Source organism: Yoonia sp. (assembly GCF_042093035.1).
In the GTDB taxonomy this organism is placed as follows: domain Bacteria; phylum Pseudomonadota; class Alphaproteobacteria; order Rhodobacterales; family Rhodobacteraceae; genus Yoonia.
In genome coordinates, this window is sequence record NZ_JBELFI010000080.1 from 1 (window position 1) to 12,183 (window position 12,183).

The 12,183-nt window shown below is 55.7% G+C and carries 13 protein-coding genes, 1 pseudogene and 1 riboswitch; of the genes and pseudogenes, 8 read left to right on the forward strand and 6 right to left on the reverse strand.

Translation table 11 applies throughout. The annotated features are described in order from the left end of the window. Nucleotides 1-579, forward strand: a pseudogene (locus ACFDSS_RS10405) (ribonucleoside-diphosphate reductase, adenosylcobalamin-dependent); the annotation flags it as partial. Here ACFDSS_RS10405 and ACFDSS_RS10410 read toward each other — a convergent pair. From ACFDSS_RS10410 to ACFDSS_RS10425, 4 genes are all read right to left on the reverse strand, one after another. After that, complete coding sequence (locus tag ACFDSS_RS10410; RefSeq protein ID WP_375255679.1) at nt 576-1,631, reverse strand: FecCD family ABC transporter permease; 1,056 nt, start codon at nt 1,629-1,631, stop codon at nt 576-578. The pseudogene ACFDSS_RS10405 and the gene ACFDSS_RS10410 sit on opposite strands and share 4 nt — an antisense overlap. Nucleotides 1,632-1,637: 6 nt before the next feature. Beyond that, entirely contained in the window at nt 1,638-2,573 is a 936-nt protein-coding gene (locus tag ACFDSS_RS10415; protein ID WP_375255680.1) for an ABC transporter substrate-binding protein, read from the reverse strand. Nucleotides 2,574-2,583: 10 nt separating this feature from the next. Further along, the gene (locus ACFDSS_RS10420; protein ID WP_375255681.1) at nt 2,584-3,369 is read right to left on the reverse strand and encodes an ABC transporter ATP-binding protein; all 786 of its coding nucleotides are present in this window, start codon (nt 3,367-3,369) and stop codon (nt 2,584-2,586) included. After that, nucleotides 3,366-3,905: a DUF1636 family protein gene (locus ACFDSS_RS10425; RefSeq protein ID WP_375255682.1), complete on the reverse strand. Its 540-nt coding sequence runs from the start codon at nt 3,903-3,905 to the stop codon at nt 3,366-3,368. The genes ACFDSS_RS10420 and ACFDSS_RS10425 overlap by 4 nt, the downstream gene beginning before the upstream one ends. Further along, nucleotides 3,892-4,108, reverse strand: a riboswitch (cobalamin riboswitch). (Overlaps the previous gene by 14 nt.) Nucleotides 4,109-4,244: 136 nt before the next feature. On the opposite strand from ACFDSS_RS10425, the gene ACFDSS_RS10430 reads away from it, so the two are divergent. Both ACFDSS_RS10430 and ACFDSS_RS10435 read left to right on the forward strand, forming a co-directional pair. Continuing rightward, nucleotides 4,245-4,616, forward strand: coding sequence for an STAS/SEC14 domain-containing protein (locus ACFDSS_RS10430; protein WP_375255683.1), 372 nt, complete (start codon nt 4,245-4,247; stop codon nt 4,614-4,616). Nucleotides 4,617-4,706: 90 nt separating this feature from the next. After that, entirely contained in the window at nt 4,707-5,000 is a 294-nt protein-coding gene (locus ACFDSS_RS10435; RefSeq protein WP_375255684.1) for a GNAT family N-acetyltransferase, read from the forward strand. 296 nt (nt 5,001-5,296) lie between these two features. Here the strand turns inward: ACFDSS_RS10435 and ACFDSS_RS10440 are convergent, their stop codons facing one another. Further along, complete coding sequence (locus tag ACFDSS_RS10440; RefSeq protein ID WP_375255685.1) at nt 5,297-6,892, reverse strand: GMC family oxidoreductase; 1,596 nt, start codon at nt 6,890-6,892, stop codon at nt 5,297-5,299. 106 nt (nt 6,893-6,998) lie between these two features. Here ACFDSS_RS10440 and ACFDSS_RS10445 point away from each other — a divergent pair, with 106 nt between their 5' ends. The 5 genes from ACFDSS_RS10445 (at nt 6,999) to fnrL (ending at nt 12,022) form a co-directional block, all read left to right on the forward strand. Next, complete coding sequence (locus ACFDSS_RS10445) at nt 6,999-8,231, forward strand: TRAP transporter substrate-binding protein (protein WP_375255686.1); 1,233 nt, start codon at nt 6,999-7,001, stop codon at nt 8,229-8,231. A gap of 123 nt (nt 8,232-8,354) precedes the next feature. Then, complete coding sequence (locus tag ACFDSS_RS10450) at nt 8,355-9,023, forward strand: TRAP transporter small permease (RefSeq protein WP_375255687.1); 669 nt, start codon at nt 8,355-8,357, stop codon at nt 9,021-9,023. Beyond that, complete coding sequence (locus ACFDSS_RS10455) at nt 9,023-10,381, forward strand: TRAP transporter large permease (RefSeq protein ID WP_375255688.1); 1,359 nt, start codon at nt 9,023-9,025, stop codon at nt 10,379-10,381. Before ACFDSS_RS10450 ends, ACFDSS_RS10455 begins: the two co-directional genes overlap by 1 nt. A gap of 6 nt (nt 10,382-10,387) precedes the next feature. Further along, nucleotides 10,388-11,164 carry an IclR family transcriptional regulator gene (locus ACFDSS_RS10460; RefSeq protein ID WP_375255689.1) on the forward strand — a complete coding sequence of 259 codons (777 nt, stop codon included), beginning with the start codon at nt 10,388-10,390 and terminating at the stop codon, nt 11,162-11,164. Between the two features lie 138 nt (nt 11,165-11,302). Then, nucleotides 11,303-12,022: a transcriptional regulator FnrL gene (fnrL, locus tag ACFDSS_RS10465; RefSeq protein WP_375255690.1), complete on the forward strand. Its 720-nt coding sequence runs from the start codon at nt 11,303-11,305 to the stop codon at nt 12,020-12,022. A gap of 11 nt (nt 12,023-12,033) precedes the next feature. Here fnrL and ACFDSS_RS10470 read toward each other — a convergent pair. Continuing rightward, the coding region (locus ACFDSS_RS10470) for a universal stress protein (RefSeq protein WP_375255691.1) at nt 12,034-12,183 on the reverse strand (150 nt) is incomplete at its 5' end.

Sequence of the window (12,183 nt, forward strand, 5' to 3'; positions counted from 1 at the left end):
GGAGGCTCCGACGTGGCCGGTGGCGTGGCGTTCCCGTCTGATGGCGAAGTCGTCTATAGGTCCGAACCACTTGACCGCCCGCAAGAGCTGGAAGGCGCCACTTACAAGCTGAAATGGCCGGACAGCGAACATGCAATTTACATCACGGTAAACGATCTGGTGATTGCCGGTCACCGACGTCCCTTTGAAGTGTTCATCAACTCCAAAAACATGGAGCATTTTGCCTGGACGGTCGCCTTGACCCGAATGATCTCTGCCGTGTTCCGGCGCGGTGGTGACGTGTCCTTTGTTGTCGAAGAGCTGAAGGCGGTATTTGACCCCCGCGGTGGGGCATGGATGCAAGGCAAATACGTGCCATCGATCTTAGCCGCAATTGGCGGGGTGATTGAAAAACACATGATCTCCACCGGTTTTCTGGCGGGTGAGGGCATGGGGCTGAAGGCTGATCCACAGGCAGACGTGGTTTCGATCAATGGCGCGCCGCGCGGCAAGGCGTGTTCATCATGTGGTTCATATGACCTGCGGATGGTTGAGGGCTGCATGACCTGCGGTTCCTGCGGCTATTCCAAATGTGGCTAATTCGGTTTCCGCCCAAGGAGCCACACAAAGAACACGCCACCAATAAGCCCGGTAATAATCCCGACCGGAATATCATCAGGTGCCATCACCGTGCGCGCCAGAATATCGGCCCAGACGAGGAAGATCGCGCCGCATAGCGCTGAGACAGGCAAAACGCGGGCGTAATCGCCCCCCACAATCAGCCGCACGATATGCGGAATCATCAATCCGACAAATCCGATGATGCCAGAGAAAGCGACCATCACGCCGGTTATCAATGCCCCTACAACAAAGATCGTCAATCGAAAGCGTCCCACTGGAATGCCCAGCGTGGCGGCCGTTTCATCGCCGATCGTCATCGCATTCAGTTTGCGGGCACTCGCCAGCAGAAAAAGACCACAGCCTACAAAGATGACCAGCGGATAGACCAGTTGGCTCCACTGCGCCAAGCCCAGCCCGCCGAGCATCCAGAACACAACCGTTTGCGTTGCGCGAGGGTCGCCCAGAAAGATCAGGATATTAGCGCCCGACATCACGATAAAAGAGACCGCGACCCCGGCCAGCACCAGTCTGTCTGCGCTGGTGGCGGCTGCAATCTGGGACACCGCAAGCACGATCAATGTGGCCCCGAGCGCACCCAGGAATGCCAACAGCGGCACGGTCAAAAGACCAATGAACAACCCGGTATGCAATAGTGCGAGGATCGCCCCGAAAGCGCCCCCTGCTGAGATACCCAGCAAATGGGGGTCCGCCAGTGGGTTGCGCGTCACGGCTTGCAGGCTGGCACCGACAATCGCGAGCCCTGCACCAACAAGGCTCGCAAGGATCGCGCGCGGAAGGCGGATGTCCCAGACAATCGCTTCGCGCCCGGCAGACCAATCCGCCGCGACGATCCCCGGAATGAGCTTGTTGAACATGATGCCCCAGACTGTGGACAGTGGTACCGCCACTGCCCCCACGCTCACCGCGAGCGATAGTGAAACCGCCAGGACTGCAAAGCCCAGCCCGAATGTCAGTTGCAGCCTGCGTGATCGCCTGCTGCTTGCCACGATGGTCTCAGGGGGTTGCTCCATCGCGGATCAGTTCGCGCGCAGACCGGCGGCCAGTTTCTTCACGGCTGCGATGTTGCGCGGGCCGGGGGTTGCCTCGACATACTCAAGCACGACGAAACGGTCGTTCTTGACCGCATCAAGATTGGCGAAGGCAGGGTTTGACATCATGAATTCGCGCTTTTGATCTGCGGTCACCTCGCCGTAGTTGACGATAATGATGACCTGCGGGTTGCGCTCAACAACGGCCTCCCAGCCAACGGTCGCCCAGCTTTTATCAAAATCGTTCATGATGTTCACCCCGCCGGCGGCCTCGATCAGTGCGTTCGGCATCGCGTAGCGCCCAGCCGTAAAAGGCGCATCTTCGCCACTGTCGTAGACAAAAACCCGTGGCGCGGTTTCGAGTGCGGGCAGGCTGGCAAAAAACGCAGAAAGCTCTGCCTCATAACCCGCAATCAACGCCTCTGCGCGGTCCGAGACATCAAAGATCGCACCCAGATTGCGCAGATCATTGTACATGTCATCCATTGTTGCGGCCGCTTTCTCGCCGATATGGATGCAGCTTTCCGTCAGCTCGTAGACCTGAATGCCAAACGGTGCGAGGGACTGTGGTGTGACCTCGCCACCGACGCGCATGCCGTAATTCCAACCGGCAAAGAAGAAGTCAGCGTCAGCACCAATCAAGACCTCTCTGGAGGGGTATTTTTCAGATAGCTCAGGCAGTGCTGCAACGCCCGCCGTCATGTCCGGATCAAGCTTGTTCCAGCCGGAGATGCCCGTATAGCCGACCATCTGATCTGTCAGCCCCAATACCAGCATCATCTCCGTTAGGTTCACATCATTTGAAACCGCAGCCTGCGGAGGCGCGTCAAATGTCACGCTCCGGTCGCAGCTTTGCACGGTTGTTTGCGCCATTGCGCCGCCTGCCATGAGTGTCAGGGCGATGGATCCGAAGAAGAATTTCATAGGGGTCATTTCAGTGTTGGGGTAGGTGGAACGACAGATGATTTGTGTCGCTGGGTGCCAGTCTTTCGCGTCGGGCGTCAATGCTGAACGTTTGGGAAACCAGGCTTTCGGTCAAAAGATCATCAGGTGCGCCAAAGCCGTGGGTGTGCCCCGCTTTGAGGACCAGGACATCGTCACAAATGCCAGCGGCCATGTTCAAATCATGCAGTGAAACGACAATGGTCAAATCCAGAGAACGGATCAGCGCCAAAACTTCAAGCTGGTGACGGATATCAAGATGGTTCGTCGGTTCATCCATAATCAGGATCTGTGGTTCTTGCGCCAGCGCGCGCGCCACCATGACCCGCTGGCGTTCACCCCCTGAAAGCGTGCCGAATTGCCGATCGGCAAGCGCGTCAAGATCAAGCAGGGCGATGACACGGGCAACGACACCGGCGCCATGGGCCCCCGTTGACGTAAACCCTTGCTGATGTGGTGTGCGCCCAAGGGCCACGATTTCGCGGACAGTCAAGCCGAAGGCTGCGGGTTGTTCCTGCAGTACGGCGGCAATCTGACAGGCGGCCTTACGCGCCTGCATTGTCCAGAGATCTTCCCCATCAACCAACACGCGCCCCGTGCTGGGTGTCTGAAAGCGATAAAGCAGCCGAAGTAGCGTCGACTTGCCCGCGCCATTTGGCCCGACAATGCCCAGCACCCGCCCGGCCTGGACGCAGAAGCTTGTTGGGTGCAACACCAGCGGCGCGCGCCTGCCGGGGCGCCAGCTGACGTTTTCGACACAAAGAGTGATCCCGCTCATGACACCCACGCCTTCGTGTCTTCGATCACCATCAACGCGGCTGGTACCCGCGCGAGGGTGGATTTGCGCAGCTTGCCCGGTCGATCAACGGAGGAACACCAGCCGTCACGCAGCACCGCATATTGTCTGGCGAAATCCACCAGATCGTCGATGTCATCTTCGGGGGTCATGTCACCAAAAAGATAGGTCGCCTTTGTCGTGCCGTGATAGGCCACGGTGCAAGGGCGATCGCAGCCCGCCATACAAGCCACGCCGGAAATGGCGAAGTCTTCGGCGATCATGTCGCCCGCTGCGGCAATGGCTCTGCGCAGTTTTTCGATCAGCTCATATCCGGGACGGCAGTTGCTGCCCTTGTGCTTGCAAGATGTGCAAACCGTAATCCGATGTGTCGTTGTCCGGTCCATCTCGCCCTCCGCGATTGCGCGGGGCAGGAATGGTGACATGCAAGTCTGCGCGGGCTTTGCCCGTGTTCCCATCATCGTCGCCAGTCCAGACACCCCGCCCGGTTGGTTTCGTGCGGCGCAATGCAGCGCCATTGATGGCAGGTCTCCTGACTTGCGGGTCGTTGCTTGCCCGATCCTTCCCGAGCTTGCGCTCAGTGGTGATCTACGGGGTCACTCGCCGCTTACAGTTGCGGGGGCAGTCACGGATTTGGCGCGCTTTGGCTCTTCCTCACCGTATTCCCTTTTCATCCCACATGCATTTTCGGCACATGAAAACCATCGGGGTCAGTCTTTGCGATTCCGATGAGGGGGTCAAGGGTTCATGTTGACAGTTGCGGTGTCAATGTGTCCCGATGTCCGGGCATTTGATACGTATCAACGACGGGCGACTGGTTTCATGCATGGATGCCATAAGGCAAAGGAGAACCAGACATGTTTGAAGTTATCGATAAATCTCCAAAGCGCGTGGATATCGTGGTGAATGGCCAGATTGACGCAGACGAGATGCGCAATGGTCTGAACGCATTAATCGCCGCCTCAAAGGACGTCAGCGCGGGGGTGATGCTCTACCGGATCACTGATTTCGCCATGCCGTCCTTTGGCGCTCTTGGCGTTGAGATGGGGCAATTGCCAAAGCTCTTTGGGCTGCTGGGAAAGTTCGAGAAATGCGCGGTTGTAAGCGATACTGGGTGGATCAAAAAAGCGGCAGAGATCGAGGGCGCACTCATTCCCGGGCTTAAGATCAAGAGCTTTGATTTGGATGCACAGGACGCGGCTGAGGCATGGTTGGATGAAGAACAGTAGCTATGTTGGATTTGATGTCTGCCAGATACACAGCGGCCGAATTTTCTAAGATGTTTCCGTCGAAGGGAAAGGTGCTAGACTGCGGGAACGATGACCGACGAAAGGTATGGCTTTCGCCGAGCAACGGTGGCGGATCTCGCTTTTATGGCAAGGTGGCAAGCGGCGCCCCATGGTCGCGGATGGTGGATATCGGAAGAACCCTACGATCAGGAGGAGATGAATGATCCCCGTGTTTCGCGCTGGATTGTATCAATGAATGAACGTCCCTTTGGCTTCATGCAGGATTACCCCGTGCATGGGTGGGAAGATCATCATTTTGGCAATCTTCCCAAAGGGTCACGAGGCATTGACCAATATATCGGAGACCCCGAGATGCTCAGCTAGGGGCATGGGTCGGCTTTCATCGCGGCAAGGATGCAGGCTTTGTTTGATTTGGGTGTGCCTGTTATTGCCACCGACCCTCATCCTGAAAATGAGCGGGCAATTTCTGTCTACAGAGGACTGGGCTTTGATCCGTCTGGGCCACCACAAGAAACGCGTTGGGGCCTGATCTTGCCAATGACAGCAAAGCGCTAGAAAAGGCGTTGGATCAGGCGGACTTGTCCAGCGCGCAGGGCCTGTCTTCATTTTGATAATTCCGGGGCAGCAGGTAGGCGAATGACCAGACCAAGATCGCCGCGCTATGCATCCTCCAGCATCAGATCTGACGCTTTTTCACCGATCATAATCGCGGGCGCGTTGGTATTGCCCGACACGATCTCTGGCATGATGGAGCAATCGGCGACCCGCAGTCCTTGGATGCCATGCACCCGCAGCCGTGCGTCAACGACCGCGTCCTTGCCGTCGCCCATTTTGCAGGTGCCAGTCGGGTGGTAAATCGATGCCGTATTGCTGCGCGCCCAGTCCAGCGTCGCATCATAGTCGTCCATATCCAGATCCGCATGGGGGCGGTATTCCTGAGAGATTTTGGACGTCAGCGGCGCATGGCGTGCAATCTTGCGGGCGATATTCACGCCCGCGACGACGGTTTTGCAATCCGTTTGCGTCGACAGATAATTGGGAATGATCTTGGGGTAGGTCTTGGGGTCATTGCCCTGCAAACGGATCTCACCGCGGCTTTCAGGGCGCAGTTGGCAAACGGACATCGTAAAGGCAGAGAACTTGTCGGCGCCTTTGCCGGGGTTTTCAGCCGACAATGGCTGGACGTGGAACTGGATATCCGGCGTCTCCATGTCTTGCCGGGTTTTCATAAAGCCGGTGGCAAGGCTGGCCGCCATCGTCATCGGCCCGGAGCGAAACATCAGGTACTTCAGGCCGATCTTGGCCTGCCCAGCCAAAGATGACACCTCATCGTTGAGCGTTGGTTCGTTGCATTTGTAGACGAGGCGCGCTTGCAGGTGGTCTTGCATGTTTTTGCCAACACCCGGCAGGTCCTGCACGACGTCGATCCCGTTTGTTGCAAGCTGCTCTGCCTCACCGATACCCGAAAGCATCAGAAGCTGTGGCGAGTTGATTGCACCCCCTGACAACACTATTTCCTTGTTGGCTTTCACGATCTGCACTTTTCCTCTGCGATCTGTGTAGCTCACGCCGACGGCGCGCTTGTTTTCGATCTGGATTTTGTCGACCTGCGCATGGGTGATGATTTGCAGGTTCTCGCGTTTTTTGACCGGATTGAGATAGGCCACCGCCGAACTGCATCGCCGGCCGTTACGGGCCGTCAGTTGGAAAAAGCCGACGCCTTCCTGATCCGCGCCGTTGTAATCGGGGTTGAATTTGTAGCCTGCGGCTTGTGCCGCCGCGACCCACGCATCTGTGATCGGTCGCTGGATCCGCATGTTGGATACGGAAAGTGGGCCTTGATCGCCGTGATATTCATCCGCGCCCCGCTCGTTCTTTTCCGCGCGCTTGAAGAGCGGCAGCACATCGTCCCAACCCCAACCTGTATTGCCCATCTGACGCCAGCGATCATAATCTTGTGGTTGGCCACGGACATACAGAAGGCCGTTGAGCGATGATGACCCACCCAAAACCTTGCCGCGCGGCCATTCGATTGAACGCCCGTTCAGGCCCGGATCGGGTTCTGTCTTGTAGCACCAGTCAACTTTGGGGTTATGAATTGTCTTGAAATACCCCACGGGAATGTGGATCCATGGGTTTATGTCGCGACCGCCGGCCTCAAGTAGCACGACTTTATGCGCGGGATTCGCGCTCAGCCTATTTGCCAAAACGCATCCCGCTGACCCGGCTCCGATGACGATAAAATCAGCTTCCATGGGTTCTTTCTCCCTGTTCTTTGAAAAAACTCTATGCAGATTGCGAATACTATACTAGGCTTTTTTGAAACTATCAGTCTCAATAATCGACAACATGGGAGGAAACATGATGATTGGAGATAAACTCAGCCGTATTTCGCGGCGGGACCTGTTCAAGTTAGCAGGACAATACGGGATGAGCTCAACGCTGCTGGCGGCGGGTACATTCGGGGGGGCAATGAGCCTTGCAAACCTGGCGGCTGCGGTGCCATCGACCTATGAGCGGCGCTTTGCAAAACCGGCGAAATACACGCTGAAATTCGGTGCTGCTGGCTTTAACGCCCGTAACCTGCTGATCGAGCGTGCTGGCGCAATGGAATTTGCACGGGATATCGAAGCGCGGACAGATGGCGAGATTCGGGTCGAATTTATTGGGGATAACCAGATCTGTGGTCAGACGTCCTGCGTTGAGAAAACACAGCAGGGCATCGTTGATATCTACGCAGCATCGACCCAGAACTCTGCCGGTGGTGCCCCTTACCTGAACGTCCTGGACTACGCGTATATGTTCCGTAACCGCGCAGACCAGTATCACTTCCTGTACTCACCAGCGTCCATGGCGTTGCTTCGCGAGCCATATGAGAAGCGCCACGGTCTGAAGTTCCTGTTCAGCCATGCTGAGCTTCGCGGCATTCAGATGGGTCTGAACTTTGAAGACAAGCCGACTGTGACGTCCATCGAGGAACTTTTTGGCACAAAGAACCGCGTGACAGGAACGCAGCTGGGTCGCATCGCGATGACAGCCTTGAACCTGAACCCGGTTCCCGTCGCATGGGAGGAAACGCTCGATGGTCTCAAGCAGGGCCTGATTGATGGTGCCGAAACATGGGCATCTGCGGTGGCTTACGCAAATATGGCGCCGGTTGTGTCCCAGTCGGTTCACCTGAACTTCTTCTGCGGCACAGAGCACACTGCAATGTCGGCTTCGGTCTTCGACAGCCTCGAAGGTTACCTGCAAGATGCTGTGATGGAATCATCCTATTGGGCACAGACACACGTTCAGGCAGCCAACGAAGTTGCCCTGATTAATACCGTTGGTCAGTCCGATCCGCAGCTGCCAAACACGATCTTTGCTCAGAACAACGTGCGCAACGCGTTCCTGTCTGATGCTGAGATCAAGAAGGCCGAAGAGATGTGCTCGCCTGAGTATCAGCCAGCACTCTGGGAAGAGTGGCGCGAGCGTCTGAACGGTTGGTCCGGCGGTCTGGACACATACCAGGAGATCTATGACGAAGTTCGGAAGATCGATGGCAACACATTGCCAGAGAACGTCGAGCCACGTCGTTGGTGGAAGAGCTGATCCAGCTCTCTTACTAACCTGAAAGACCGGGGCCGGCCGAATGAAGCGTTCGGTCGGCCCTTTTCTTTCAACGTTTCCTGTCACACAGTGGCAGAATAAATGACATCAAGGGGGGAGACCTAAATGTCGATATTTGCTGAAGCTGTGGCAATTGTCCCTGCTATCTTCTCGGGCAGTACATGGGATATGCGACAAGCATTCGATACCAACGGAATGTGGTTGTTTGGCTTGGTGCTGACTTTTGTTGGCGGCGTACTTGTCCACATCATGTATACCTCGGCCCCGTTCATCGAGCGCCATCTTGAGCGCACGATTTCGGTCGTCGTATATCTTATTATCGCCGCGATCATCTTCTGGGGTGTAATTGACCGCTTCGTGTTCTCGCGCCAGTGGTCCGGTTCGACCACGGTGCCGCCGTTCCTGTTTATGGTTATGGCGTGGTTCGCGTGTTCATATAATGTGAAGCTGCGCACACACCTGAGCTTTAGCGAATTCCGTTCAAAAATGCCCCCCACGGGGCAGATAGCGACGCTGACCATGGACGCGTTGCTCTGGTTTGGCTTTTGCTGGATCGCGGTTACGACGTCGCTGCGTTTCACGGTTCTTTCGGCTGATAACTTCCAACTGGTTGACGGTGTCGATGACGTCATGAAGTGGTGGTTCTATATCACTGTGCCGATTGCATTCACCTTGATGTCCGGCCGCGTCGTCGGCAACTGGCTGGAAGACTGGCGCAACTACAAATCCGGTGACCAGATCATCAAACAAGCTGTGATCGGAGGCGATGTATAATGACCGACGGTACACTCATTACACTGATTTCATTGGGCGTGACGGTTTTGTTCATGCTCGGAACACCAGTTTTGCTGGTTATATTTTACTGGGTCATCGGTTGTAGCTTTGTTATTGACCTGCCCTTGGCCAATACCGGCAACGAGCTGATTAACGTGTTCAGCAAGGGCTTTGCACTGCTTGCGATGCCGTTGTTCATTCTGACCGGAGACTTGATTAACCAATCAGGCATTGCCCGACGACTATCAGATTTTGCTTACTCCTGTCTGGGTTGGTTGCGTGGCGGTCTGGCCATGGCATCGATTGCGGCCTGTGGTTTGTTCGCGGCGATTTCGGGGTCAAACTCGGCTACCACAGCGACCATCGGTTCGATGCTGCACCCTGAAATGGTCAAGGGCGGCTATGATGAGCGGTTCTCGGCCGCAACTGCCGCTGCGGGTGGTACGGTTGGTATCATCATCCCACCGTCAATCATCTTCATCGTTTACGGCTTTTTGCTGAACCTTCCGATCTCTGACTTGTTTGTGGCTGGTATCATTCCGGGTGCGTTGATGGTCTTGGGCATGATGACGGCAGCCTTCATCATCTGTACAATCAACGGTTGGGGTATTCTGATTAGGCTTTCATTCAGCCGCTTGTTCAAGACGGCAATCGGTGCATGGCTGGGCTTCTTTGCCATTGGTCTGGTGCTTTGGGGCATTTACACCGGTAAGTTCTCACCGACTGAAGCTGCGGGTGTGACCGTGGGTGTCTGTGTCTTCATCGGCTTGCTGTGTTACCCATTAAACAAGATTATGGGCGGCGCGAATGATACACCTGTTGAAGAAAAGAACATGGCGTCCATGTTCGTTGTGCAGGGTTTCACTTTGCCGCAGGTTCCCGGCATCGTATCGCGTTCCGCGCAGATCACCGGCATTCTGGTGCCATTGATTGCGGTATCGGTCGCGATGCAGCAGGTCATGTCGTCACTTGGTGCGAAGGACTTCATCGGCGACTTTGTCACAGGTATGGGCGGTTACTATGCGGTTCTGTTCACATCGATGGCGATCGTGTTTGTGACGGGCATGATTTTGGAATCACTGCCGGTGACAATCATCCTCGCGCCAATCCTTGCACCTATCGCGGCCTCTGTCGGAATCGACCCGATCCATTTCGCAGTTGTCTTTTTGGTGGGCGCTTCGATTGGTTTTGTGACACCACCATACGGCCTGAACCTCTATGTGGCCTCAGGTGTAACCAGCGTGCCCTATTTCCGGTTGCTTCGCTACATCGTGCCATACATCATCGCATTGCTGGCGGTATGGTTCTTCGTGGCCTTGGTGCCAGAAACAGCCTTGGCTATTTTGCCTGAACGATAGGTTACGATGACGACTGAAAAGACTGAGAACTCCGGCCAAATCCCGACAAACCTCCGGCTGCTGATGCTGCTGGAGGAGGTTGCGAAAGTCGGGGTTCCCGTAACCCCATCTGTGGTGAATGAAACGCTGGGCCTGCCCAAGCCGACAATTCACCGGCTCTTTGCCACGGCAGAGGCCGAAGGGTTTTTGCAACGCGACATTGACGGCCGGTCTTATAGCCCCGGTCGTCGTCTGCGTCAGCTTTCGATCAATACGTTGTCTTCGGAACGGGTGCGCACAGTGCGCCTTGCGATCCTCAAATCGCTTGCGTTGAAGGTTGGCGAAACCTGCAATCTTGCGATCCCAGAGCGCGACGGCATGTTTTACCTCGACCGGGTCGAGACCCATTGGCCATTGCGCATTCAGCTTCCCGTGGGTACCGAGGTGCCTTTCCACTGCACGGCAAGCGGCAAAATGTATCTGTCGACCTTGCGGCCCGATTACCTCGACCGGTTCCTCAAGAATTACGCCCTTGAGCCGCAAACAGAGAGCACCATTACCCAACCTGCCAAGCTTAAGGTGGAGTTGGATGCAACCCGAGAGAGGGGATATGCCACTGATAATCAAGAATTCATGCCAGGTATGACCGCGATTGCGGTGCCGATTTTGGACAATCGCGGACGGCTCCTGTCCACTTTGTCGATTCATGCGCCCGAACAGCGGCGCCACATCCCTGATTTGATTGACTATCTTGATGACCTGAACGAAGCTGCCCGTGAGCTTTCAGGAGTTGCCGGAAGGTAAGTGTATGCAATTAAAAGATAAAATTAAATCAACATGTTTTAACCGAGGTTGACGTTTGTCTGCGGCAGTTTTGTCGGTAGCCAGTTGTCGCGCGCTCGGCCATAATGAGATGTATTCAAGACGACTGGGGATCCTTTAATGACGATCGCTGTGCCTAAATTGCGCTCCTGCACAAATTGCCCGATAAAATACAATGCTGTTTGCTCAAAATGCGATCCTGATGAACTGTTGGCATTGGAGGAGATCAAGTATTATCGGTCGTTTTCGGCCGGTCAGACGATCTTTTTCGGCGGTGATCCGCTGGAATTTGTCGGGTCTGTTGTCTCGGGCGTCTCCAGTCTGACCAGGACAATGCCTGACGGGCGGATCCAGATGGTCGGGCTGTTGTTGCCGGGCGATTTTCTGGGTCGTCCAAACCGTGAAACTATTGATTGCGATGTGGTTGCTGAAACCGATGTGATGCTTTGCTGTTTCCGCCGCAAACCATTCGAGGCAATGATTGCGGATACGCCCAATGTCGGCACCCGCCTGCTTGAGATGACTTTGGATGAGTTGGACGCAGCCCGCGAATGGATGCTTGTCCTGGGCCGCAAAACAGCGCGTGAGAAGATCGCATCGCTCTTGCATATGATCGCCGTGCGGATGGCCGCATTAAAGCCCGCCGAAACCGCAGAGGCGGTTTTCACACTGCCAATCACGCGCGAGACGATGGCGAATTATCTTGGCCTGACGATCGAAACCGTCAGCCGCCAAATGTCAGCTTTGAAGAAGGACGGGTTGATCGCGTTTGACGATCGCCGCGAAATTCGCGTACCGGACCTGGATGATCTCAAGTTCGAGACAGGCGAAGATTTCTAATCTGAGCGGGGTCACCGTGACATCAGGATCGGCACATCGGCGGCTTCAAGCAAGTCACGTGTAGCCCCCCCAAAGACCGCTTCACGCAGCCGCGAATGCCCATAGGCGCCGCTGACGATCAACTGTGCGCCGACTTCGTGCGCGCGGTGCCGAAGCCTCGC

Bases quoted from the DNA above. Each gene is read 5' to 3' on its own strand.
- ACFDSS_RS10410 (WP_375255679.1), bottom strand. From the start codon at position 1,631: ATGGAGCAACCCCCTGAGACCATCGTGGCAAGCAGCAGGCGATCACGC.
- ACFDSS_RS10415 (WP_375255680.1), bottom strand. From the start codon at position 2,573: ATGAAATTCTTCTTCGGATCCATCGCCCTGACACTCATGGCAGGCGGC.
- ACFDSS_RS10420 (WP_375255681.1), bottom strand. From the start codon at position 3,369: ATGAGCGGGATCACTCTTTGTGTCGAAAACGTCAGCTGGCGCCCCGGC.
- ACFDSS_RS10425 (WP_375255682.1), bottom strand. From the start codon at position 3,905: ATGGCGCTGCATTGCGCCGCACGAAACCAACCGGGCGGGGTGTCTGGA.
- ACFDSS_RS10430 (WP_375255683.1), top strand. From the start codon at position 4,245: ATGTTTGAAGTTATCGATAAATCTCCAAAGCGCGTGGATATCGTGGTG.
- ACFDSS_RS10435 (WP_375255684.1), top strand. From the start codon at position 4,707: ATGACCGACGAAAGGTATGGCTTTCGCCGAGCAACGGTGGCGGATCTC.
- ACFDSS_RS10440 (WP_375255685.1), bottom strand. From the start codon at position 6,892: ATGGAAGCTGATTTTATCGTCATCGGAGCCGGGTCAGCGGGATGCGTT.
- ACFDSS_RS10445 (WP_375255686.1), top strand. From the start codon at position 6,999: ATGATGATTGGAGATAAACTCAGCCGTATTTCGCGGCGGGACCTGTTC.
- ACFDSS_RS10450 (WP_375255687.1), top strand. From the start codon at position 8,355: ATGTCGATATTTGCTGAAGCTGTGGCAATTGTCCCTGCTATCTTCTCG.
- ACFDSS_RS10455 (WP_375255688.1), top strand. From the start codon at position 9,023: ATGACCGACGGTACACTCATTACACTGATTTCATTGGGCGTGACGGTT.
- ACFDSS_RS10460 (WP_375255689.1), top strand. From the start codon at position 10,388: ATGACGACTGAAAAGACTGAGAACTCCGGCCAAATCCCGACAAACCTC.
- fnrL (WP_375255690.1), top strand. From the start codon at position 11,303: ATGACGATCGCTGTGCCTAAATTGCGCTCCTGCACAAATTGCCCGATA.